15 protein-coding genes and 2 pseudogenes are annotated in these 24,688 nt (G+C 49.5%); 15 read left to right on the forward strand and 2 right to left on the reverse strand.

Annotation, left to right across the window (positions count from 1 at the left end; all coding sequences use genetic code 11):
• Positions 1–16: 16 nt before the first annotated feature.
• The gene (gap, locus tag IT774_RS07000; RefSeq protein WP_195811936.1) at positions 17–1,012 is read right to left on the reverse strand and encodes a type I glyceraldehyde-3-phosphate dehydrogenase; all 996 of its coding nucleotides are present in this window, start codon (positions 1,010–1,012) and stop codon (positions 17–19) included.
• 242 nt (positions 1,013–1,254) lie between these two features.
• Between gap and malQ the strand changes: the two genes are divergently transcribed.
• The 15 genes and pseudogenes from malQ (at position 1,255) to IT774_RS07075 (ending at position 23,221) form a co-directional block, all read left to right on the forward strand.
• Positions 1,255–3,462: a 4-alpha-glucanotransferase gene (malQ, locus tag IT774_RS07005; protein WP_195811937.1), complete on the forward strand. Its 2,208-nt coding sequence runs from the start codon at positions 1,255–1,257 to the stop codon at positions 3,460–3,462.
• A gap of 62 nt (positions 3,463–3,524) precedes the next feature.
• Positions 3,525–5,689: pseudogene (gene glgB / locus IT774_RS07010) on the forward strand (1,4-alpha-glucan branching protein GlgB).
• A gap of 9 nt (positions 5,690–5,698) precedes the next feature.
• Positions 5,699–7,786 (forward strand): glycogen debranching protein GlgX, encoded by a 2,088-nt coding sequence (gene glgX, locus IT774_RS07015; protein ID WP_195811938.1) that lies wholly within the window; start codon positions 5,699–5,701, stop codon positions 7,784–7,786.
• Positions 7,787–8,000: 214 nt separating this feature from the next.
• On the forward strand, positions 8,001–9,554 hold the full coding sequence (gene gndA / locus IT774_RS07020; RefSeq protein WP_195812230.1) for an NADP-dependent phosphogluconate dehydrogenase: 1,554 nt from the start codon (positions 8,001–8,003) through the stop codon (positions 9,552–9,554).
• A 33-nt stretch (positions 9,555–9,587) separates the two neighbouring features.
• Positions 9,588–9,983: a peptide-methionine (R)-S-oxide reductase MsrB gene (msrB, locus tag IT774_RS07025; RefSeq protein ID WP_195811939.1), complete on the forward strand. Its 396-nt coding sequence runs from the start codon at positions 9,588–9,590 to the stop codon at positions 9,981–9,983.
• Between the two features lie 565 nt (positions 9,984–10,548).
• Entirely contained in the window at positions 10,549–11,994 is a 1,446-nt protein-coding gene (locus tag IT774_RS07030) for a glyceraldehyde-3-phosphate dehydrogenase (protein ID WP_195811940.1), read from the forward strand.
• Positions 11,995–12,182: 188 nt separating this feature from the next.
• Positions 12,183–12,728, forward strand: a complete 546-nt coding sequence (locus IT774_RS07035) for a TlpA family protein disulfide reductase (protein WP_195811941.1) — start codon at positions 12,183–12,185, stop codon at positions 12,726–12,728.
• Between the two features lie 173 nt (positions 12,729–12,901).
• The gene (locus tag IT774_RS07040) at positions 12,902–14,029 is read left to right on the forward strand and encodes a M14 family metallopeptidase (RefSeq protein ID WP_195811942.1); all 1,128 of its coding nucleotides are present in this window, start codon (positions 12,902–12,904) and stop codon (positions 14,027–14,029) included.
• A 61-nt stretch (positions 14,030–14,090) separates the two neighbouring features.
• Positions 14,091–15,751 (forward strand): annotated as a pseudogene (locus IT774_RS07045) (alanine/glycine:cation symporter family protein).
• Between the two features lie 126 nt (positions 15,752–15,877).
• A complete protein-coding gene (locus tag IT774_RS07050) occupies positions 15,878–16,207 on the forward strand; it encodes a zinc ribbon domain-containing protein (protein WP_195811943.1) in 330 nt (109 codons plus the stop codon).
• Positions 16,204–16,497, forward strand: a complete 294-nt coding sequence (locus IT774_RS07055) for a YeaC family protein (RefSeq protein ID WP_195811944.1) — start codon at positions 16,204–16,206, stop codon at positions 16,495–16,497. Before IT774_RS07050 ends, IT774_RS07055 begins: the two co-directional genes overlap by 4 nt.
• Positions 16,487–19,327 (forward strand): DUF349 domain-containing protein, encoded by a 2,841-nt coding sequence (locus IT774_RS07060; protein WP_195811945.1) that lies wholly within the window; start codon positions 16,487–16,489, stop codon positions 19,325–19,327. The genes IT774_RS07055 and IT774_RS07060 overlap by 11 nt, the downstream gene beginning before the upstream one ends.
• On the forward strand, positions 19,324–19,542 hold the full coding sequence (locus IT774_RS07065; RefSeq protein ID WP_195811946.1) for a hypothetical protein: 219 nt from the start codon (positions 19,324–19,326) through the stop codon (positions 19,540–19,542). The genes IT774_RS07060 and IT774_RS07065 overlap by 4 nt, the downstream gene beginning before the upstream one ends.
• A 205-nt stretch (positions 19,543–19,747) precedes the next feature.
• Complete coding sequence (locus tag IT774_RS07070; RefSeq protein WP_195811947.1) at positions 19,748–20,599, forward strand: DUF2306 domain-containing protein; 852 nt, start codon at positions 19,748–19,750, stop codon at positions 20,597–20,599.
• Between the two features lie 1,218 nt (positions 20,600–21,817).
• Complete coding sequence (locus tag IT774_RS07075) at positions 21,818–23,221, forward strand: phospholipase D-like domain-containing protein (RefSeq protein ID WP_232365148.1); 1,404 nt, start codon at positions 21,818–21,820, stop codon at positions 23,219–23,221.
• 649 nt (positions 23,222–23,870) lie between these two features.
• Here the strand turns inward: IT774_RS07075 and IT774_RS07080 are convergent.
• A complete protein-coding gene (locus IT774_RS07080) occupies positions 23,871–24,683 on the reverse strand; it encodes a DUF2797 domain-containing protein (RefSeq protein ID WP_195812231.1) in 813 nt (270 codons plus the stop codon).
• Positions 24,684–24,688 lie beyond the last annotated feature (5 nt).

Genomic DNA, 24,688 nt, shown 5'->3' on the forward strand with positions numbered 1-24,688 from the left:
GGCCCTGTATTGATTATTACTTACTGATGTGGGCAACCAGATCAAGAACCTTGTTGGAATAGCCCCACTCGTTGTCATACCAGGAAACGACTTTGACAAATTTGTCAGTCAGCGCGATACCGGCACCGGCATCAAATACCGAAGTACGGGCATCACCTAAAAAGTCATTAGAGACCACGGCATCTTCGGTATAGCCCAGAATGCCTTTCAGTTCACCTTCGGAAGCCGCTTTCATAGCCTGACAAATCTCGTCATATGAGGCTGCTTTTTCCAGGTTCACCGTCAAATCAACTACAGACACGTTAGGCGTAGGAACCCGAAACGCCATACCGGTAAGTTTACCGTTAAGTTGCGGAATGACTTTGCCTACCGCTTTGGCGGCACCAGTAGATGAAGGGATGATGTTCTGGCCGGCACCGCGACCACCACGCCAGTCTTTTGCAGACGGGCCATCAACGGTTTTCTGAGTGGCGGTAGTGGCATGCACCGTGGTCATCAGACCATCAACGATACCAAACTTATCGTTTAATACCTTCGCCACCGGCGCTAAACAGTTGGTCGTGCACGACGCATTAGAGACAATCGCCTGGCCATCGTAGCTAGCATCATTAACGCCCATAACAAACATTGGCGTGTCATCTTTGGAAGGCGCAGACATAACCACTTTTTTGGCGCCTGCATCAATGTGCTTCTGGGCAGTTTCTTTGGTCAGGAATAGGCCCGTAGACTCAACCACGACATCCACATTAACGTCACCCCAGGCCAGCGCCGCAGGATCTTTTTCGTTAGTTACCCGAATGGTCTTCCCATTTACTACCAGGTTGTTATTCTCAAGCGTTATCTCGCCGTCAAAAATACCATGGGTAGAATCGTATTTAAGCAGGTAGGCGATGTAATCCGGATCCATCAAGTCATTAATGGCAACAACTTCTATATCGTCGCGAAGCGAAGCTGCGCGCATAACGAGGCGGCCAATTCGGCCGAAGCCGTTAATACCGATGCGTACTGTCATAACGTACCTCTACTTTAGTATGGTTATGTGAAAAAAAATTACGTAAAGTATGGATCAAAATGCCATAATTAGCAAAATTAATTGATTAAATGTTGCTTAATTACAAAAAGAAAATTATGCAAACGTATTCAATTTCGCGAAACCGGTACTTTCACATAATGTTAACGGTATGTAGGTAAAGTGACCCTTTCGCCTTTTATAGACTTATGTAATAACGCAGCCCGATACAGGAATACGCTCTAATGACCGATCAAGTTTTGCAGACGCTGGTAGAAATGCGCGGCATCGAATCAAATTATGTCGATGCCTGGGGAAAGCCAGCCACGATTGAATCAAGCAGCAAAGCCAAGCTATTGAATGCTTTAGGCTATGATACCAGTGACGAAAATGCTGTGTTCGAACAGATGAAATCTGAAACCTTACGTTATTGGCAATCGCCGCTGGATCCGGTACAGGTTAGCCGGGTCTCAGAAAAACTACAGTTTTCAATTCGCTTACCCATTGAACTGGTAAACGACACCTACAGTTTTGTGCTGACCACCGAACAGGGCAAGACCATTACTGAAACATTTGTGCCGGTAGACACCCAATTGATTAATGCCGCTCAGCTTGATGAGGTTGAGTATCAGGAATATGTGATTGATTTTAATCATGCTGTTGACCCGGGCTATCATACCTTGTCGTTGATGGTTGAGGGTGATGATGAGGCATTTGTCCAAATGCGTCTGATTATGGCACCGGATGCCTGTTACATGCCTGAGCCGGTGGCAGCAGGCAAAAAAATCTGGGGCCTGAGTGTCCAGCTTTATTGTGTGCGCAGCCAGACCAACTGGGGTATTGGCGATTTTTCTGATTTAAGCCGTCTGGTAACAGATGCGGCTAAAAACGGCGCGCAATTTATTGGGCTAAATCCGATTCATGCGCTGTACCCGGCCAATCCCGACGCCTGTAGTCCCTATGGGCCGTCCTCACGCCGGTGGCTAAACTTTTTGTATCTGGATGTCACCGCGATTGACGGCTATCAGGACCCTTCAGTACAACAGATTATCAACAGCGCTGAATTTAAAGAAAAGCTGGCGGCAGCGCGAGCTGCTGAACATGTGGATTATGCCGCAGTCGCCGCGCTTAAAGTCGAAGTTCTGACCGCGATTTTTGCCGTGTATGATAAGCAATACCTGAGCAAAACCAGTCGTCAGAAAAAAGCCTTCGACGCCTTTGTAGAAATCGGCGGCGAAAGCCTGGATATGCTGGCGGTGTACGATGTGATGCAAGAGCATCTTAAAGACGCCGGTGAACCGTCGTGGGGCTGGCCGGTCTTTCCCGAAAAGTTCAAAGAATATCACAAGCCGGAAGTCACCAAGTTTGCCAAGAAGCACGCAAAACGCGTGCGGTTTTATCAGTTTTTGCAGTGGCAGGCGGCGGAACAATTAGAGCAGGCGAATCAGGCTGCTCAGAATGCTGGCATGACCATCGGTCTGTATCGGGATTTGGCGGTTGGGGTGAGTGAGGGCAGTGCGGAGATTTGGGGTAATAAAGATCTGTATTGTGTAAAAGCCAGCGTTGGCGCGCCGCCGGATGTATTAGGACCGCTGGGTCAGAACTGGGGGTTGCCACCAATGGACCCTCAGCGGCTGTATGAACAGGCCTATCAGCCTATCATTGATTTGTTTGCTTCGAATATGGCATCGGCCGGTGCGCTTCGTATTGACCATGTTATGGCGCTGCTGCGCTTATGGTGGGTACCACAGGGCGATCATGCCCGTGATGGTGGTTATGTTTATTATCCGGTGGACGATTTACTGGGTATCCTGGCCCTGGAAAGCCATCGTAATCAAAACCTGGTTATTGGTGAAGATCTGGGCACGGTACCTGAAGAAATTCGTGGTAAGCTGGCTGAAAATGGGATTTATTCATACCGGGTATTTTTCTTTGAACAAGCCGAAGACGGCGGGTTTTTCTCACCGTCGCATTACCCGGAACAATCCATGTCGACCCTGACTACCCACGACATGCCCACGCTTATCGGCTACTGGCATTGTCATGATCTTGAATTGGGTAAAGAGCTGGAGTTATACCCGGATGCCGAGGTCTTGCAAAGCCTGTACAACAGCCGTCATGCCGACAAGCAGGAAATTCTGAACTCCTTGCATGGTCATCATTCTATCGATGACAGTGTGGCACGCCATGTTGATGAAACATCGATGACGCAGGCGCTGAACTTTGGGCTGCAAACCCATATGGCTACCGGTTCCAGTGCATTACTGAGCTTGCAGCTGGAAGACTGGCTACAAATGGATATGCCGGTGAATATTCCGGGCACGTTTGATGAATACCCCAACTGGCGGCGTAAACTAACCCGCAACCTGGAAGATATATTTGCCGATGAAAATCTGACTGCGCTGGCCCGGCGGCTGACCGAGGCACGCAAGGCGGCCAGCACTGATAAGTAATCTGGTGTAACAACAATACAGGGCGTCACAGTTTGCTGCCGCCCGAGGTACAGGAGTACATTATGCAAGTCGAGCAACAACTGGCGTGGGCGAGCTGTGCCAATCCGTTTTCCAGACTGGGACCCACCAATACGTCTCAGGGGCTGAAGATTTGTGTATGGCGGCCAGATGCCACGACGATCAAGGTGGGTCGGCCGGGCAGTGGTAAAACCCTGGGTAGTTTGCACAAAAACGATGACTCCGGGCTCTTTGAAGGCACCATTAAAGATCTGGAGCATGACGCTCTGTATTGTTTACACCTGGACACCCCGAAGGGGTGGTGACCGTTCTGGACCCGTATCAATTTAAGACCGAGGCGTTTCACGCGGTTCATTATATCGATCATCAGCCGCAAAATTTGTATCGTCAGGCGGGTGCTCAGCTTATTTCAGTGGCAGATAGTGTCCAGGCCACCCGTTTTTGTGTGTTTGCGCCTAATGCCAGTGCGGTGTCGGTGATTGGCGATTTCAATCGCTGGGACGGGCGGCTGCATCCGCTGGAAAAAACCGAGATGGGTTACTGGGTGCTGGTGATTCCGCACCTGGGGCCGGGACAGCGCTACAAGTTTCAAATCAAAGACAGTTTTGGCAATACCTTACCCCATAAAGCCGATCCGTTAGGTTATCAGGCCGAGCAGTATCCTTCCCATGCGTCAGTGATCTTTGACCACAGTAGTTATGAATGGCAGGACGAGGCCTGGATGAGTCAGCGTGGTTACGATAAATATCAGCAACCGATGAGTATTTATGAGGTACATCTGGGCTCCTGGCGCAAACCGGGTGATGAACGCCGGTATCTGAGTTATCACGAATTGGCAGATACGCTTGTTCCGTATGCTGTGGACATGGGGTATACCCATCTGGAATTGCTGCCGGTATCAGAGTTTCCGTTTGATGGCTCCTGGGGTTATCAGCCGGTGGGCATGTTTGCGCCTACCAGTCGCTTTGGCAATCCGGACGACTTTAAATATTTTGTGGATAAATGTCACCAGCAAGGTCTGGGCGTGATCATCGACTGGGTGCCCGCCCACTTTCCCGAAGATGGCCATGGTCTGGCCCGCTTTGATGGTACTCATGTGTATGAATATGATGATCCCAGAAAAGGCTGGCATCCGGACTGGAACTCTTGCATATACGACTTTGGTAAAGACACGGTGCGTCAGTTTTTAGTGGCCAATGCGCTGTTCTGGCTGGATAAATTCCACATCGATGGGCTTCGGGTCGATGCGGTGGCGTCGATGTTATATCTGGATTATTCCCGTAAGGATGGCGAGTGGATCCCCAATGTAGACGGCGGCAACCAAAATTACGAAGCCATTAGTTTACTGCGCTGGATGAACGAAGAAGCTTACCGGCATTACCCGGATGCCATGACCATTGCCGAAGAGTCCACGTCTTTTGCCGGGGTTTCACGGCCGGTGGATGCCGGTGGTCTGGGCTTTGGCTTTAAGTGGAATATGGGCTGGATGCATGACTCATTGCATTACATCAGTAAAGACCCGGCTTACCGACGTTATCATCACAGCGAAATGACATTTTCAATGGTCTATGCCTTTGATGAAAACTTTGTCTTGCCATTATCTCATGATGAAGTGGTGCATGGTAAAGGCAGCTTACTGGAAAAAATGCCCGGGGATGAATGGCAGGCCGCTGCAAGCCTGCGCAGTTATGCCGCATTTATGTTTGGCCATCCGGGCAAAAAGCTTAATTTTATGGGCAATGAGCTGGGGCAATTTAAAGAGTGGAACCATGACAGCTCATTAGACTGGCATCTGCTGGAATATCCAAAGCATCAGGGGATTCAGCATCTGTACCGAAAGCTGAACCAATTATACCGGCAGTACCCGGCATTGTACCAACTTGACCATAGCCATGAAGGGTTCAGCTGGGTTGACCATACCAATGAAGCTCAAAGCGTAATTTCTTTTGCACGTCACAGTCAGAACCGTACTCAGCAAGTGTATGTGGTGAGCAATATGACGCCAGTGCCTTATGATAACTTCCGGGTGGGCGTAGAACGTGCTGGCGATTATGCTTTAGTTCTGAACACGGATGACGAACAATTCTGGGGTAGTGGTTACCAGGTAACGAGCAAGGCGACGGCACAATCGGTAGCATGGAATGACCTACCGAATTCGATAGAGATAAATCTGCCTCCTCTGGCCACCGTTTTCTGGGTTATTGAATAGGAAAGAATTGTGAATGTTTCGGTTGAACAAAAATGGTTTCAAACCACTGGTCACCATGCCCCATTAGGGGCCACGGTAACCACAGAGGGGGTAAATTTTGCGGTTTACAGCCCCGATGCGAAAGCAGTGGTGCTGTGTCTGTACAGTTCAGATACCGAAGAAACCCTGTGTGAAATTCCATTGGCCAATAAAACCGGGGATATCTGGCATGGCCTGATCCATGGTATTGGACATCGTCAGCTCTATGCCTATCGGGTTGATCGAGGCCACAGTGAATTACACAGCTCCCCGGCTGATAAACTGCTGATTGACCCGTACGCCAAAACATTGAGTCGGCCGGTTCACTGGAATGCCCGCCAGTATGTCAATGATTCGCATTTTATGGTTCCCAAAGGCCTGGTGATTGACCGTCGCGCGTACCCTGACCAACGTCCTCATAAACCGAACCTGAAGCCGCATATGCGCATCATATACGAAGCGCATATGAAAGGACTGACTCAGCTACATCCCCAGGTACCTGCCGAACAGCGGGGTAAATACCTGGGTGCTTGCCATCCGGCGGTGTTGTCACATTTAAAAACACTGGGGGTAACCAGTGTCCAGTTTCTGCCCCTGACCGCCTGTATGCCCGAGCCTTACATCACGGAAAAAGGCATGACCAATTACTGGGGCTATAACCCAGTAAGTTTTTTTGCCCCTGAACCCCGTTATGCTCAGCTAAATGCCCTGGACGAATTACGTACCATGGTGGATCGTTATCATGAAGCCGGGCTTGAAGTTATCGTAGATGTGGTTTTTAACCATACTGCAGAAGGTGGCAAAGGCGGGCCGGTACTGTCCTTCAAAGGCTTTTGCCCCTATCAGGCCTATCTTTATGAGCAAGCCCCCAATGGCGAGTTATTCTTTTCTAATCATTCAGGGTGTGGCAATAGCATAAATTCATCACAGCCAATGATGATGAAGCTCATTCTTGATGCGCTGCGTTTTTGGCTAACCATCGTGGGGGTGGATGGCTTCCGGTTTGATCTGGCTGCAAGTCTGGGACGGGAACCACAGCACTTTACCAAAACTGCCGGAATCTTGCGGGCCATGCAGCAGGACCCGCTCATTAGCCAGGCGGTATTGATTGCCGAACCCTGGGATATCGGACCCGGCGGGTATCAGCTGGGAAGTTTCAACAGCGACTGGCTGGAGGTCAACGATAAATACCGGGATAACGTGCGTGCGTTTTGGCGTGGTGACGATGGCATGACCGCCGAATTTGCGACCCGTTTGTTTGGCTCTGCTGATATCTTTGGTAAAGGCCGCCGGCATATCAATACCTCGGTCAATAACATTACCTATCATGATGGTTTTACACTGCATGACCTGGTGAGCTACAACGAGCGTCATAATCATGCCAATGGGGAAGAAAATCAGGATGGTCATGGCCACAACCTGTCGGCTAATTATGGGGTAGAAGGGCCCACCCAGGATGAAGCCGTGCTGGCGTTACGGGAAAAACAAAAGCGAAATATGTTTGCTACGCTGCTGCTGAGTCAGGGCACCCCGCACATTTTGGGCGCCGATGAACTGAGCAAAACCCAGCAGGGCAACAACAATGCGTATTGTCAGGATAACGACATTAACTGGTATGACTGGGAGTTAAACAAACGTCGTCAGGACTTTCTTAATTTTTGTGGTTATGTCATCGCGTTGCGCAAAAGCAGTGATGTATTATCGAACCTACTGGAACAGGATGATAGCTGGCAGCAACGCACTAATGTGTCGCAAATTCGCTGGTTTAAGCCTGACGGCGCGGTAAAAGAGACTGAGGACTGGCACGATAATAACCGGACATTTGGCGTAGAAATTGAAGGGTCGGCCGAACCCGGAGCCCCGATTGAGCATTGGTTTATCTGTTTTAATACAGATGATACCGAAGTGCGCTTTAAATTACCGACCCTGGCCCAGCCCAGCGGGTGGCAGTTACGTCTGGATACCCGTTATGCGTGCTTACAGGAGCAGCCCGAGATTTGCATTCAGCAAATATTTTCCCAGGCTCCCAAAAGTGTCGCAGTGTTTTGTTACGCGCCCTTACCAGAGCGCAAAAACTAAGCAGGGTGCCCGGCTTCACGAAGGTAGCCGTGCCCCATGCGCTCCACCCGAAGCACTCGCTGCCTTGTAATTGTTCCGGGGGCCCCCATACCTGTTGTAAGGCCAGATGGACAGACGTTGCTGGCCTTTTTTCTTTTCAAATCATCGTTTATTAGTGTTCATAAGCACAACGGATGGTAATATGCGCAGCCATCTGCAACCTAAGGTGAAAACCATGCACAAAGAAGATGGAAAGGCCCAGCCCGAAAAAAACTGCGATGTCGGTTTTATTGGATTAGGCGTGATGGGGGCAAATCTGACCCTGAATTTGGCCGACAACGGCTACCGCGTAGCCTGCTTTGATTTAGACCAAAGCAAAGTTGATGCTATTTTGGCCAAAGAAGCGGCTGAACGTGGTGATGACTCTACCCCTCGCATTGAAGGCTGCAGTTCCTATACTGAACTGTTAAGCAAATTAAAAGCACCCCATTTAATTATCTTGTCAGTACCTGCCGGCGACCCGGTAGATCATGTCTGCAACCATCTTATCGATGCTGGTATCAAAGCCGACGATATTGTTATTGATACCGGCAACAGTCTGTGGACCGACTCGGTGCAGCGCGAAGAACAATACAAAAGTAAATTCATCTTCTTTACTACCGCGGTATCCGGTGGTGAGGTGGGGGCGCGTTTTGGTCCGTCTTTAATGCCGTCTGGCAATCCTTATGCATGGACCCGAATTGAACCCGTGCTGACGGCGATTGCGGCCAAGGTAGACCCGGTGACGGGTAAACCTATTGAAAGCCGTACACCCGGGCAGCCGGTCACCGAAGGCGAGCCGTGTGCGACTTACATCGGCACCATGGGCGCCGGGCACTACGTAAAAATGGTCCACAATGGTATCGAATACGCAGACATGCAGCTGATTTGCGAAGCCTACCAAATCATGCGTACCTCACTGCGTATGTCGGCTGCTGAGATTGCCAAAGTCTTTCGTCGCTGGAATGAAGGCAAGCTGAACAGCTATCTGATGGAAATCAGTGCCGAAGTGCTGGAACAAACGGACCCGGACACGGGGATGCCGCTGGTGGATGTTATTTTAGATAAAGCAGGCCAGAAAGGCACCGGCTTGTGGACGGCGGTTAGTGCGTTGCAGGTGGGCAGCCCGGCTCAAACCATTACCTCCGCAGTGTTTGCCCGCAGTATTTCGGGGTTGAAGGAAGAGCGGGTTAAAGCCAGTGAAATTCTGCATGGCCCCGAGGTGCAAACACTGGATGATGATGCCAAGATGAAAGCGGTGCACCAGTTAGAGCAAGCATTGTATTGCTCTAAGATCTGCGCCTATGCACAGGGGTTTCAGTTGATGGCCACTGCTGCCAAAGAGCATGAATGGGATCTGGAATTTGGCGAAATCGCCAAAATCTGGCGCGCAGGCTGTATTATTCGGGCAGTATTTTTACAGTCCATAGCCCAGGCCTACGAGAACAATGAAGATCTTGAAAATCTGTTGCTGGATCCGTTTTTTGCTGATCAGATAACCCAGATGCAGTCGGACTGGCGCGAATCGATTGCCCAGGCCACGCTGGCGGGTATTCCGTGCCCGGCAATGATGTCGGCACTAAGTTATTATGACTCTTATCGGACCGCGGTATTGCCGGCGAATTTATTGCAAGGTCAGCGTGACTATTTTGGTGCGCATACCTATCAGCGTATTGATAAACCGGCGGGTAAGAAGTTTCATCTGGACTGGAGTCATCCGGATCGCCCCCAGGTGGCAGTTAAAAAATAGTGGCCACTTTTTCTCAACCGAGCAGGAGGTTGCATGACTGATAAATACAAAGACACCTTATCCGATGAAGCCTATTGGGTTACCCGGCAAGCCGGCACCGAACGGCCGTTTACCGGCGCATTACTAAATGAAACCCGCGACGGTTATTATTTATGTAAATGCTGCGGGGCCAAGCTGTTTCCGGCTGAAACCAAGTTTGACGCCGGCTGTGGCTGGCCCTCGTTTTACGATCAAAGTGATGACAGCAATGTCGGATTTCGCGAAGACCACACCCACGGTATGGCCCGTACGGAAATTTTTTGCAAACAGTGCGATGCGCATTTGGGCCATGTGTTTCCCGACGGCCCTGAACCCACCGGCCAGCGTTATTGTGTCAATTCCTTGTCAATGAACTTTACCTCAAACGAGGGCGATAAGGTTGAAGGCTAACACTTGTCGACAATGCATTAACATGTGATTAAAAAATAGCCAGACTGTGCGTCTAAATAAAAAAGAGTGGTCAGCAGCCACTCTTTTTTTGTACACGACTGAAAATTTTTATGAAACTTTTTTACGAATACATCAGCCGATGTGCCTTGGTGTACTCATACCGAGGCACACCATAATGCCATTCCTAAATTCCATAACCCTCAAAAATCGGCCCGGCAGGATCACCAATGGTACTGCCAGGAGAACCCGTGCCGTTGTTTTATGCATTAGCATCGGCCTCAGAAGTAGATAGGAATGGTTTGTGGCATAACCACCACGCCAAAGTCTCATGGCAAAAAAATACGAAGGTTTGGGGCCGGTTGCCTACTTTGTGGAAAACTTACCAAATAATACCAAGGAATCTTCAAAAATAGCCAACTACTGTAATTAATCAACAATTTGGTGATTATCGGCGACTTACCTAAAATGCTTGCGTCCATGACCGACATCTAACTCATCTCATATGTACCCTAATAATAAGTCGTCATGGACATTTTTATTATCTTAAGTCGATGAAGGCAAAAGCATGAATCAACAGTTCGAACAGGAATTACAGAGTAGTTGGCAAGAGCGACAAGAATATGCGGAGATGATGCTTCCGCTGATTGGCCGCTTGTATCGCAAATTTGCAGTAGAGATTTCTGTGTATGGCAGACCTTTGCTCAACGCCAGTGCCATTGATGTGATTAAGGCTCATCGGATGGTGCGTTTGCACGAAGGCATCAAGCTGCGCCTGCGGGAAAGCTGGCCGGTGCTTGAGGCGTTGGATAAGATGCAACTGGCTCCTGCCCAAATCGATATTGGCAAGCTTGCCTTTGATTTCAATTATGGTTCGGCGGTTGATAACAACGATCTCGATGGTTTTCTTAGAAGTCAGCTGGCTTCGGTTGTCGATCAAAAAGATGAGCAGCAACCCCGCGATGTGGTGCTATACGGTTTCGGCCGGATAGGGCGGTTGCTGGCCCGGCTGCTGATTGAGCGTCAGGGCGTCAATAACAAACTGCGTTTACGCGCAATTGTGGTGCGTGGTGGCCGCGATGGCGATCTTGAAAAGCGTGCCAGCTTGTTGCGGCGTGACTCTGTCCATGGTCCGTTCAGCGGCAGCATTACGGTCGATGAGGAACGTAAAGCTATTAAGGCCAATGGATCCTTTATTCAGGTTATCTATGCCAACAGTCCTGACGAAGTGGATTACACGCAGTACGGTATTAATAATGCGATTGTTATCGACAATACCGGCATCTGGCGCGACGAAGACGGTCTGGGTCAGCACCTTAAAGCCAAAGGTACCGACAAGGTTATGCTTACTGCGCCGGGTAAAGGGGATATTAAAAATATCGTGCACGGGGTTAACTGCGATACGATTTCTCCGGATGACAAGATTTTGTCTGCTGCCAGCTGTACTACCAATGCCATTACGCCGGTGTTAAAAGCCCTGGACGAAGAATATGGTATTGTTAGTGGTCATGTCGAAACGGTGCATTCGTATACCAACGATCAAAACCTTATCGATAATTACCATAAAGCGGAGCGGCGTGGACGCAGCGCCCCATTAAATATGGTTATTACCGAAACTGGCGCCGCTAAAGCGGTGGCCAAGGCCTATCCGGGTCTGGCGGGCAAACTTACCGGTAACGCTATCCGGGTACCTACGCCGAATGTATCCCTGGCAATTTTGAACCTGAATCTGGACAAGACCACAGATAAATTACAGGTCAATGAGTTCTTACGCGACACGGCGTTGTTCTCACCGTTACAACACCAGATTGATTACACCGCCAGCAAGGAAATCGTGTCTTCCGATCTGGTCGGGTCGCGTGCGGCCTCGGTGGTGGACTCTCAGGCTACGATTGTGGCGGACAATCGGGTGACATTATATGTCTGGTACGATAATGAATTTGGCTATAGCTGCCAGGTAATGCGGGTTGTTCGTGATATGGCGAACCTGAGCTTCCCAACACTGCCTGCATAAGCCGGCAGGGCGGTAACGCCAAAATACCAGCTACAAGGCAAAAGGGATTCGCTCTTTTGCCTTTTTTTGTGTTTAAAATCAGCCCGTTTAGCACAAGTTTGCGTAATACAGAATAACCGAATGGTTGTTCGCTATCGTGATCAGCTGTCTTTTTTGTTTGTTGTAGGCTGTTTTATAAGGAAAACAAAATGACTAATCCTCCACGCCCCTGGTACCGCCGTTCGCTGGTTCGCTGGATTCGCGATATTAGTCTGATATGTCTGGTCATTTACGGCATCAGTCAGTGGCAGATGCGCGGTATGCTCTCCACCTCAGGGGATGCGGTAGCCTCGGTCACCTTTGTTAAAACATTGAACGGGGAGCCCTTCACCATAGCCCCAAAAGCGGGCAAACGAACGCTGATTTATTTTTTCGCGCCCTGGTGTGAGATCTGCAAAATGAGTATTGAAAATGTGGATGTGGTGGACACAGAGCGTTTTCAGGTTTTCCGTATCGCCCTGGATTACGACAATCCAAAAGCGGTACGCGAGTTTTTAGAAAAGGCCGATGTTAAAGCCAAAGTATATCTGGGTAATGATCAGCTGAAATCTAATTTTCAGGTACAGGGCTATCCGTCGTACTACCTGCTGGATGAGCAATTTAATGTCATCGATCGGGCGCTGGGCTATTCTACGGCCGCCGGCCTGAAGGTACGCACCTGGTTATCTTCCCCCGGACCGGACACGCCGCATTAGCCTTACCAGCGGTTAACAGAGAATTGATTATCCGTTGTACAACTGTCAGCAAAGTTGAACAAAAATGTAAAAAAATTGGCATCCGGATGGCCCGAATGCCTTCTTAAGCATGGTATTGACCAAACACTGTGTGCTAAATTACCGCGCAAATTCATTTTTAAAAAGTCACTATCATGCATATTTCCAGTCAATTCGACAGCGGCAATATTCGCGTTATCAAAGCCGATTCTCCTGAAGATATTGTTTTAGGTATTAATCCGGACAACGAATCTGAATTTTATCAGTGGTTCCACTTTCGTCTGTTTGGCGAGGCATTCACTCCCCATAAACTTCGCATTACAGACCTGGCCAAATCGGCTTATCCGGATGGCTGGAAAGACTACCATGTACTGGCTTCCTACGACCGTCAAACCTGGTTTCGGGTCGACAGCGAATTTGATGGTGACAACCTGAGTTTTGAATTTACCCCCGAGCAGCCAAGCGTCTATTTTGCCTATTTTGTGCCCTATAGTTACGAACGTCACCTTGACCTGGTGGGTGATGCGCAAATGTTTATTGATTGCGAACATCGTTTGTTAGGACAGACCCTGGACGGCCGCGATATGTCGATGCTGGTAATCGGCCAGCCCGGCGAAGGCAAAAAGAACATCTGGATCACGGCGCGCCAGCATCCTGGTGAAACCATGGCACAATGGTGTGCCGAAGGTTTGCTGTACCGGTTGTTAGATGAAGAAGACGGACTGTCACGCCAGTTGCTGGATCAGGCAGTGTTCTACATTATTCCTAATATGAACCCGGACGGCTCGGCACGGGGACATTTGCGTACCAACGCGGTAGGCACCAACCTGAATCGTGAATGGGCCGCGCCCAGCGCTGAAAAAAGCCCCGAAGTATTGTATGTACTAAATGCCATGGATGAGATTGGTGTGGACATGTATCTGGATCTGCACGGTGATGAGGCGCTGTCATACAATTTTGTGGCCGGTAGTGAAGGTATCCCCGCTTATTCTGACAAGCTAAAGGATCTGGAAGATACCTTTAAGCAGGCACTACTGACCGTCACACCTGAATTTCAGGATGAGTTTGGTTACGAAAAAGATAAGCCAGGCGAAGCCAATTTGTCGGTGGCTTCTAATGCCGTAGGGCAGCGCTTTGAATGTCTGGCCTATACCTTTGAGATGCCATTTAAAGATAATGCAGATCTTCCTGATCCGGTATTTGGCTGGTCTACCCAGCGTTGCCATCAGTTAGGTGAAGACATGCTGGTAGCGATTCGTGCGGTCGTTCCCAAGTTAAGATAACCATTACAAGCACACAAAAATAATAATACAACAAAACAATAAGTATTGAGGGGAACCAGGTTTGGAAGGTTTACTAGGTTTATTTAACACGCTGGATGGCATGCTGGGGGCGCGGTTTGGTTTCCTTTTGTATTGCTGGGTGTGGGGCTGTTTTTTACCATTTATCTGGGGTTTCCCCAGGTTCGTTATTTTAAACATGCCTGGAAAGTGGTATTTGGAAAATTCGATACAGACGATGAACCCGGCGATACCACCCATTTTCGAGCGTTAACCACCGCCTTATCCGGCACGGTGGGCACCGGTAATATCAGCGGTGTGGCGTTTGCCCTGTATTTGGGCGGGCCTGCAGCACTATTCTGGATGTGGGCAACCGCCTTTTTTGGTATGACGACCAAATTTGTCGAGGTGACCCTTTCGCACAAATACCGGGTTCAGACTGAAGACGGTACCATGGCGGGCGGGCCCATGTATTACATGGATCGCCGGTTGAATATGAAGTGGCTGGCAGTGGCGTTTGCCGTGGCGACGGTAATCAGTTCCTTTGGTACCGGTAACCTGCCGCAAAGTAATGGTATTGCCCAGAGTATTGAAGCCACCTTTGGCTTTGATCCGGTCATTGTCGGTAGTGTCCTGGGTATATTACTGGCCATGGTTATTCTGGGCGGTATCAAACGTATCGCCGCGGTGACCGCCCGGGTTGTGCCGATTATGGCCGTGGTTTATCTGATCGGCGCGATGGCGGTTATTTTTGCCAATCTGGAAAATATCGGTCCGTCATTTGTGGCGATTGTCAGTGATGCCTTTAGCGGCACCGCCGCCGCCGGTGGCTTTTTGGGTGCGTCGCTGGCCTATGCATTTAATAAAGGGGTGAACCGGGGACTGTTTTCTAACGAGGCCGGTCAGGGTTCTGCACCTATTGCTCACGCCGCGGCGAAAACCAAAGAGCCGGCCTCAGAAGGTATGGTGTCGTTACTTGAACCGTTTATCGATACCATCTTGATTTGTACTATCACCGGTCTGGTGATTCTGTCCTCGGGTGTGTGGAAAGAAAAGCACCAGAATCACTTCGATCGTACCGATATGTACTATGTTGAAGGCAGCTACAGCGATGACAAGAAAGAGGATGTGGACGATCTGTACAGCTATCTCAATGAAATCGGTGGGCATAGCGTCAAGCCCTATACCGGCTCCATCACCGTCGTTAATGGGACGGCGGTCACGGGCGGCTATACCTTAATCAATGCACGTTCTATTGCTGAAGATGTGACCTACACCGTAAACGATGAGGACGCCTTTAATGGTACCCTGCAAATTGTTGATGGTAAGCCGGTTAAAGAAAACCTTGAGGTCTATGGTAAGTCGCTGGTACATTCCGCCGCGCTCACCACTATTGCGTTTACGCGGGGCTTCTTTGGGCACTGGGGGCAGTACATTGTTTCTATTGGCCTGATGCTGTTCGCGTTTTCAACCGCCATCGCCTGGTCATACTATGGCGATCGGGCGATGACCTATCTGGCTGGCCCGCGTTCGGTTATGCCTTATCGAGTGGTGTATGTGGCTGGCTTTGTGTGGGCGGCATTTTCAGATACCACCGTGGTCTGGGCATTGTCAGCTGTCGCAATTGTAATTATGACACTGCCTAACCTGTTTGGTATATTACTGCTTAGTAAGGAAATGAAGCAGACGGTTCGTACCTACTGGACGAACTTTCACAAAAAATAAGCCCGCCTTAACAGAGCGTGTCGCGCGTAAATACGGAGATTAGCGTTTACGCCGGCGCGCTTTTTATTGTTACCCTCCCGGTAACACTGATTCTGCTTCTTCATACACTTAATAACCGGAGTTTATATGGCGCTGATTGACTGTCCGTCGTGCAACAAGAAAATTTCAGACAAGGCAGACGATTGCCCGCATTGTGGTTTTTCTCTGGCCGATGCGTCTTCAGAAGATATTTTGAGAAAACAAAAGCTGAACCGATTCAAAAAACTGCACAGTATCCAGAACCAGTCGATGCTGGCGATGTTACTGTTTGTTGCAGGCTTTGGATTTATGTTCTGGGGCGGCGCCACCAAGGGCGATCTACAATATAACCTGGCGGTACTCAGCTCGGTAGTGGGCTTTATCTGGTACATTATTAATCGGGTTCGCATTTTAATTATAAAGCGTTTTTCATCATGAATATTGAAGCATTACTGGCCGCGATGACGCCTGAAGTGTATTCGCGTCTTCGCCAGGCGGTAGAAACCGGCAAATGGCCGGACGGCACCCCGTTAACTGCCGAGCAGCATGAAAGCTGTATGCAGGCGGTATTGTTGTACCAGTCAAAAATAGAAAAATCGACGGAACATATGACCATTAATGAACAAGGCGAAATTGTGCATAAAAGCAAACGAGACTTTCAAAAGTCGGTGCAACAGGATTCTTCGTCAGACAACGAAATAGCGCGGTTTAGACAGGATGATATTTAAACGTTTATTTTCTCCTTCCCATACCAGTAAAGATCCTGCGGTCAGAAAGTCGGCCATCGACAAATTATCTGCCGACAAACAACAGGACAAATCCATCTTACACGAGCTGGCTTTTAATGATGCTGATGCCCAGGTCACCCTGGCCGCACTGCATAAGCTGAACTCGTTTGCGCTATGGCAAAAATCAGCGCAGCAGGCGTCACACGAACAAGTGCAACGCACCGCGCGCCAATTTATTGAAAATGCGGTGCTGGCCGATACCCATCCGGGGCTCACCGCCCGGCAACGCACTGACTATCTGCTTGAGACCGCCTCGGTGGATCTGGTAAAAGCGGCGTTGTTAAAGCCGGTTGCCGGTCTCAGCGATGATGTTATTTTGCAATTGCTGAGCAAAATTAATCGCGACGATTTTACCCTTAGCTATTATCAGCAGTCAGCGGCGCCGTCGGTCAGACAGCGTATGGTTGCACAGACCGATGATCCCCAGCTGCTTGAAAAGTTCTCGCGCAGGGAAACCGATGACTCGCTGTTAAATTCAATCAGTGACAAGCTGGCCAGATTTGCCGAAACGAAAAAGATGCCGGAGCTAGTCAGTCGCCAGGTAACCTTGATCCTGGCGAAGCTAAAAGCATTGTCAGAACGCGCCAATTATACCGAAGTGGCGGAACGGCGAGCGGTTCTGCTTAACGAGTATGAGGAAATTCGTGACCAGCTACATTGGCTGGATGAAGCGCAGCAGCAGGATACTGCGACCAAGTATCAACAGCTGTGCGATCAAACAAACCGGCATTTGGAGCGCTTGAAGCCCGAGCACGAAGCCGCGGTGCAACGGGCCCTGCGTGCTGAACGTCTGACCAGTGCACAGCAAGCGGTGGCCCAGGTTAAACAGCAGATTGAAAATCTTTATCTGAACAATCCGGCTACCGCGACGGTGGCACAAATTGAACAGGGCAGTAACAGTCTGCAGCAGGCGCAGCACGTCATGGCCTTACTGGCGCAGGCTCCTGAAGCTGATGGTGCGTTGGCAAAAGATCTGCATCTGCTGACCCGGGAGCTGGCAGTACAACAAGAATACCTGGAACAGTTTACCCAACAACAGCAATACTGCCAGCAGCTGGGCGATATTCTGGCGCAGACCGACAGCGTGATCACCACCTCCGACAACACTACGTCGGTAGATACCGAGCTGTTTGCTCAGTTGCAGCAGCAGTGGCAGGCCATTGCTGGCCAGGTATTTGTGGTACCCAAACAATACCAGCAACAATGGAACACCTTGCAACGCACGGTAAAACAACAGCAGCAGGCGGAAAGTACCCGCCGAGACAAAGCCCTCAAAGGTTGCCGGCGTCAGCTCAATATCATTGATAATATGATTGAGCAGGGCAAATTCCGGGCGGCGATGAGTCGTTTTAGCCAGTTAAACAAGGACATTGAAGCACTGAGTGCAGCAGACCGCCAGGCCCTGGCCCGTCGCTACGAAAGCACGCAAAAGCAGGTTGAGCGGCTGGAAGGCTGGCAGACTTACCTGGCGGCGCCACGTAAACCTGAATTACTGGAACAGGCTCAGCAGCTGGCGCAAGCGGCGCCCCAGCATATTGGGGACCGTGCTAAAGCAATCAAAGCTTTACGCCAGCAATGGCAAAGCCTGACCAGCCCGGGTGACGACAGTGAACAAAGCCAGGCTTTTGATGTGGCGTTAGAGCAGGCCTTTGAACCCTGCCGGGTATTTTATGCCCAACAAGAGGCTGAACGTGCCCAAGCCCGGACAGAGCGAGAGCAGCTTATTGCTGAAGTCGGTGAGCTGGATACCGAGCAAGCGCCGGCCCAGTTACAACAAGCTATTGAAGCCCTAAAGCAACGTTGGCGCAATGCCGGTCAGGTCGATAAAAATGATTATGAACAGCTAAAGCAGCAATGGGAAATGGTGCTTAACGCCCCCGCCGAAAAAGTGAATGTTTGGCATCAGCAAAATCGTGAACAAAAGCAAGCGTTGATTACGTCTGCGCAGGCATTGTTGGATGGTGAACTGCAGCCAGACACGGCCGCTCAGGCTCAGGCATTGCAACAGCAATGGAAGCTGATTGGCCATGCTGGCCGGCGTCACGAAAGTAAACTTTGGAAAAATTTCAAAAGCATCAATGATGCGCTGTTCGCACAGCTAAAATCCAATAGTCAGGCTCAGCGGACGGCTCAGGACCAACAAACCCAAATGCTGGTGGACCAGGCGAATGAGCTGCAACAACAGCTTTCACCTGAGACCCTGGCCGAGGTGCGCGTGTCTGCCGCGCTACTGCAAAGGGAAAGTGAACAGCGGCAGGGACCACAGTCAAAAGTGATGCAGCGGGCCTTACGCCAGCTTCAGGATGCGGTGATAAAGACTGAACATCAATCCCGGCAACAGGCGCGAGCGCAGCAGTATCAGGCTTTGCTAAGTGCACTTGAGCACTACAATAACCCTCAGCAGGACGCCGGCAGCCAGATAGATGAGGCTAAGTGGCAGGGGCTGAGCCGGGCTCACCAACAAGCGTTACTGGCCGAGTCACCCGAAAAGCCTCGTCGCTGGTATACCACGAAGCTTGAAATTCTGGCCGATTTGCCCACCCCCGCCGACGATAAGTCCCTGCGACATGACATTCAGCTGGCAATGATGATGGCCAGATTGGAACAGGGCGATGAAAGCGAGCTGGATGAAGTGATATTGAGCTGGGTGAGTTGCGGCGCCATCGACGCTGACCAACAACCATTGTTCACGCGGTTTAAAATGGTTATTGAACAGGTGTTTTTTGCTGAGAGTGGCAGTAGCCAGGACGTCTCGCTGGAGCACTCATGAACATTCAGATTGAATACCAGTTTGAGACTGAGCAAAAAGCCTATCGGTTTTTAAATACCGCCCGACATTTTGATGCACAAAATTTGAAGGTCAAATTTGGGCGCTCCGATCATCATGTTCAGGTTGCTTATGAATATGCTGACCATCAATTTGATACCACGGCATCAGACTTAGATGATTTAGCCCGTGAATTAGAAGGCGAAGAGGTAAAATAAGCTCTACATTTACCTTTTCCTCTACCTGCTGGTTAGGTGTCAGCCGGTGTCCCAGGCGTTGTTGGTGTCGGTAGCGGTTTGAGAACCGTTACCCGCGCCGCTAAGATGTAACAAACATCGGCGGGTTGTAAGCAATCGTGTCCGGCCTGTTACAGTGGCTGTGGCAAGCATCTAGTGTTTAAAAAAACACTAAAGGTTGTTGCTCATGCCGGTTCTTTTTTCCTCGTCCCCCAGACTGGATGCAACCCCACACCCAACCCCACACCTGAAAACCGGAAACCTGCTAAGAGGCAGTGTTCAGGCCTGGTTTGTGGTTCTGATGGTGGCGCAGCTATGTTTTGTGCTGTATCTGTTATTAGGCTACGGACATGCCACCTTGTCTGCCGATTTGGCCCGTTGGAACCAGTTTAACAGTGGAGCGTTCGAGCCTTCCAACCCGGCCGGCAATCTGGCCTACGGTTTACATGTTTTATTAGCCGTGATCATGATAGCAGGGGGACCCTTACAGCTTATCCCCGCATTACGTGCCCGCTACTGGCGGTTGCATAAAATCAATGGTTATACGTTTGTAACGCTGGCGGTCTGTATTTCGATGGCCAGCCAGTATTTACTGTGGACCCGGGGCACGGTGGGGTCGCTATCTATGCATCTGATGACCAGCTTTAGCGGTATCGTGGTGGTGGTGAGCGCGATAATGGCCGTCAAAGCCGCACGAAACAAGCGCATTGCAATACATCAGGTATGGGCAGTGCGCCTGTTTCTGGCGGCCAATAGTGTATTGTTTTTCAGAATTTTACTGTTCGGCTGGCTGATGATATTTGGCCAGGCCGGCATTGATTTTAGTACTTTCAGTGGCCCTGCCGTAGTGGCTATTAGCATCGGCTCTTATCTTTTACCGCTGTTGATGTTTGAGTGGTATCGCTATGGGCTGACTGCACAATCCGGTTTTGCCACAGTAACTATCACCATGGCGATGGGACTTGCGGTGATTTGCTTCAGCATAGGTACATTTGGAGTGGTGGTCGGCAACTGGTACCCGGCGCTTTTTCCCGGTTAAGACCGGGGCCCCAGACGCTAGTCCATCGATAAGTGTGTTTTTGTAACGTTTTAAGGTGGTGAACCATATCCCTGGCATTGCTTAAAAATGCGCGTGTCAGCCGGTGTGGCGCGGCAGCGGCCTGAAAATCCGCGTGTCGATGTTTCAAACCCGCCCTGGGCGACATTATACCTACCCTCGAAAATTGTTCGGGGTATTTTTTCCTGCTTTCCCGATACGTTCCCACTATAAGTTCGCCCCAACCTGGAGGCGACCATTTGGCGGTATTACAAACAACAAGAAGCGGATAAACGCCGGCTTTGAGCAGAAAGTGTTGGCGCACTCACTTCGATGAGTAAATCCATGTAAGATTTAAGGATAAATTTAGCCCTCAGGCTTGCTTTGGGCTGCCGATAGGGAAGGGGAGCCTACTTCTATTTACAGTGGTTTAAAGATAATTGATCGCAGCACTCAGAATTGACGAATACGCTGAAGAAATCGCCTATTCAGGCCTACCGTCAAGTTTAAATCAGATCCGTAAGAAAGCCCCTTACCACCTCGCATGCATTGATGAGAAGATAAGTCCTCAGCAAGCCGGTCTCACTCGTCAGATTGTTGCAAGACACTCCACCTTAGTCACATTTCCGTCCAGAGCCAACATTATCCCTTGGAGTTTGATAATCCAAAAATGTCTTAAGTTCACTACGCATCAGGTATCAGGAGCGTTACTCAAGCCTTAAAGCTTATCCGCCGGCAGAGAAATAAGAGCAAAAAAATACTTACCATACCAAGCCAGCCACTTTTTACACCTGATAAAGAAAACAGGTCGGACATACAGGATAGGCAACCCATCTGTTTCGATAGATGTGGGTGACGATAGTCAGTGGCGTACATTAAGTCCGGCCGGGGTCAATGCCAAATCAGGTTGAGATGCCATCAAGGCATATGTTTATTCGAGTAGTGATTAGATACACCCGTCCTACGTAAACCCGCGCTCAAATCATTTTGGTTCAGCGTTCTCAGACAAGCCACTAATGCCCACTGTTCAGCAGACGGGGCTTCGTCAAAAAGGCCAAGTACAGGTAGTCATACTCTGGTCACATTCATCAGATAACATTCTTGTTCCTTGCTGTTCAAACACGTGCAGCGCTTCTACCACCGACAAAGATAACAAGGTCATTTATGTTGCGTCCCCCCTTCAAGAATACAGTTATTGCGTGCTCTCTTGGTTTCATCTTAGTGCCCGCGGCGCTTGCCGATGATATCCAGGTTTACTTTAACGCCCAGGTCAACTCACCGGCGGTCCAGGCTAATCTTGAAACCAAAATCGTTGACTTTATAAACCAGTCCCAACACACCCTGGATGTTGCAGTTTACGATTTGGATTTACCAGGTATCGCCAATGCTATCGTCAATGCCAAACAGCGCGGTGTAGCCGTGCGGGTGATAACTGATAATGACAATGTCGGCGCAGAAAATGCCGAAGCCTATAGCATTCTTTCGGACGGTGGCGTGGCTTACATTGACGATACTGCGGACAGCTCCGCCGGTTCCGGGTTACAGCATAACAAGCTGGTTGTTGTGGACGGCCGCTATGTGTTGGCTGGCAGTACTAACTTCACTCAGTCAGGAATCCATGGCGACTTAGATAGTCAGGGTAATTTGATTTCAGATGGGAATGATAATCATATCCTTATTATTGATAGCCTTGAGCTTGCTGCTGAAGTGACTACACAGATGGACTTAATGTGGGGCGATGGACCTGGGGGGCTTAGTAATTCTCTGTTCGGTTTGAGTAAACCTGACCATGCTCTCACGACGGTATACACGACCGACGATAATATCCGTATTGAGGTTCAGTTTACGCCTCAATCATCTAGTAATTATCAGGGCTCTGGGATTGATACCACAGCAAACTTTGTCAGTGCCGGACTTACCGAAATTGATATCGCGCAGTTTGTTATTTCAGCCCAGGATATTGCTGATGCTGCAGAATTACCAAACAATAATGGTGCGATAGTTCGGGGTATCGGTGACAGCAGTTTTTTCTATCGCTATTACAGCGAATTTCAGGATATGCTCAAAAATGTCGTACTTAAAGATGATGGTACCGAAGAAGTAGACAGTTTCACAGGCGCCGCAAACAATCCCTGGGCCCAGCCCGCTGATATGCGTGTCGCCTCCCATCTTATGGGTGGCGACAAATGGCATCACAAGTACATCCGCGTGGATGACAAAGTGCTTACCGGCTCTCACAATGCCTCTGGGGCCGGATCATTCACCAACGATGAAACCATCCTGATTATTCACGATGCGCAAACCGCAGCAGAGTTTAAAGGCCATTTTGACTTGGCTTTCTGCTTGTCCGGCAGTGAGCAGAATTGTACCGGTACCACTTACCAGGGTGGAACGTGGGAAGGTGTTACCTTTACCAGTGAGGAAGTCGCTGCCGTATTGGATATTGTTAACAATGCCTCACTGGAGCAGCTGGATATCGATGCGGCTATGAATAAACGGGCTGCTGAAAATATTATCAGCGCCCGGCCAATCGACTCTATGGACCAGTTAGAAGCAGTACCTTATGTAGGGAATGCTGCAATGACTGACCTTTATGACTACATTCCTACCTGGAACGCCTTATAATTATCTAGCCCACGACCGTAAATGGTCGACCCGCCTCATTGGAGTGAGGCGGGTAATTGTCTTTTTAGCAGTATCGATACAAATACGTAAATTAGAAATCTGAATATTACGATAAGATTGTTTTTAAAAAGAACATAGAAAGTAGAAGGTCAGGACTTACACGCTAGATGGATTTCGAAGTATGCGGTATAAACAAATGCAAAAAGCCCTGAAGTCGTGTCAATTGTGAAATGCATCTCAAGAGCGTGGTATTCATGCAAGGGCTGCGACCAATTACGCTTTTTTAGAAGATGGAAAACGACTGATGGGTCACAGTAGTGCCGCGCCAACATTACGCAATTATCGGCAAGGCTAGTAAGAATCTACACTGAATATAACGATAGAGCCAAAGCTACTTGAGCTAGGTGAAAAACGAGCTGAAGTGAAAAAAAATCTAACTCTTAGCGAGTTTATTCTGGAAATACTTTTAGAAAAGGTTTTCAAAATCAATAAGGTGTAGAGCTTGTGCGGTGGGGTGGCCCTACCAGAGTGGCATAAAGTCCCTAAATCCATGATGTTAGCGGATGGCGCCTTTTTGCCCAGCCCCCACCGTTTCGGCTGGGGCCTGTGAGCTTATCTTCGCCCGGATACGTCCTGTTTACCGTAAAGATTAACCGGTACACACTTCCAGTTGATAACCGGCGTATTTACGCATATTAATAACCCGGTCTTCATCCAGAATCAGATACTGACCCTTAATCCCCAGCAGGACGCCGCTAAATGAAGGCGTCTTGTCTAAATTGATTGATTTTATCTTTTCCGGATACTGTTCAACAGGGTAGGCAATCTGCACACACTCACTGTTCACCTCACTAATGGCCTGCAATCCTTTTTGCTGGCGCAGTTTGTCCAGCTCGGGAGCGATGGCTTGCAGAAGTTCGGTTTTTTTCGCCTCAAGATCCTGATTTTCCGGTGTGCCTTTTAACATCGTGCGCCAGTTGGTTTTATCCGCAATAAAATCTTTGCAAAGGGTTTCCACCAAGCCACTCGTCAAACGGTCGGGCACCCGTAACATCACCATGGCCTGACTGGCCCCCTGATCCATCCAGCGACTGGAGACGGTATCCTGCACATGACGGGTGATGCCTACTTTAAGATTTCCGGTATTGGCCAGGTACACAAAATGATCGCTCATGCAATTTTGTTCGCCCCATTCTGGCTCCCGACAGGTGCCTTCATGATAATGGCATTTTTCCGGCTTGATGATACAGCTATCACATTGGGCCAGAGACGTCAGGCAAGGGTAGCAATAACCCTGGTTAAAGCTTTTCTTGGTTTTGCGTCCACAATGAACACAATTAATAACGCCACTGTGCGTCATGCTGATGTGCTGGCCAATCAGAGTGTTCATGTCTAACAGGGTATCGCCCACCGGCAGCTCGTACGTAACCTGGTGTGTTTGGGGATCGGCGGTTACCCGCATTTTGC

Source organism: Salinimonas marina (assembly GCF_015644725.1).
GTDB lineage: Bacteria > Pseudomonadota > Gammaproteobacteria > Enterobacterales > Alteromonadaceae > Alteromonas.

Bases quoted from the DNA above. Each gene is read 5' to 3' on its own strand.
- IT774_RS07035 (WP_195811941.1), top strand. From the start codon at position 12,183: ATGACTAATCCTCCACGCCCCTGGTACCGCCGTTCGCTGGTTCGCTGG.
- gap (WP_195811936.1), bottom strand. From the start codon at position 1,012: ATGACAGTACGCATCGGTATTAACGGCTTCGGCCGAATTGGCCGCCTC.
- IT774_RS07065 (WP_195811946.1), top strand. From the start codon at position 19,324: ATGAACATTCAGATTGAATACCAGTTTGAGACTGAGCAAAAAGCCTAT.
- IT774_RS07050 (WP_195811943.1), top strand. From the start codon at position 15,878: ATGGCGCTGATTGACTGTCCGTCGTGCAACAAGAAAATTTCAGACAAG.
- IT774_RS07030 (WP_195811940.1), top strand. From the start codon at position 10,549: ATGAATCAACAGTTCGAACAGGAATTACAGAGTAGTTGGCAAGAGCGA.
- IT774_RS07060 (WP_195811945.1), top strand. From the start codon at position 16,487: ATGATATTTAAACGTTTATTTTCTCCTTCCCATACCAGTAAAGATCCT.
- gndA (WP_195812230.1), top strand. From the start codon at position 8,001: ATGCACAAAGAAGATGGAAAGGCCCAGCCCGAAAAAAACTGCGATGTC.
- IT774_RS07055 (WP_195811944.1), top strand. From the start codon at position 16,204: ATGAATATTGAAGCATTACTGGCCGCGATGACGCCTGAAGTGTATTCG.
- IT774_RS07070 (WP_195811947.1), top strand. From the start codon at position 19,748: ATGCCGGTTCTTTTTTCCTCGTCCCCCAGACTGGATGCAACCCCACAC.
- malQ (WP_195811937.1), top strand. From the start codon at position 1,255: ATGACCGATCAAGTTTTGCAGACGCTGGTAGAAATGCGCGGCATCGAA.
- IT774_RS07080 (WP_195812231.1), bottom strand. From the start codon at position 24,683: ATGCGGGTAACCGCCGATCCCCAAACACACCAGGTTACGTACGAGCTG.
- IT774_RS07040 (WP_195811942.1), top strand. From the start codon at position 12,902: ATGCATATTTCCAGTCAATTCGACAGCGGCAATATTCGCGTTATCAAA.
- msrB (WP_195811939.1), top strand. From the start codon at position 9,588: ATGACTGATAAATACAAAGACACCTTATCCGATGAAGCCTATTGGGTT.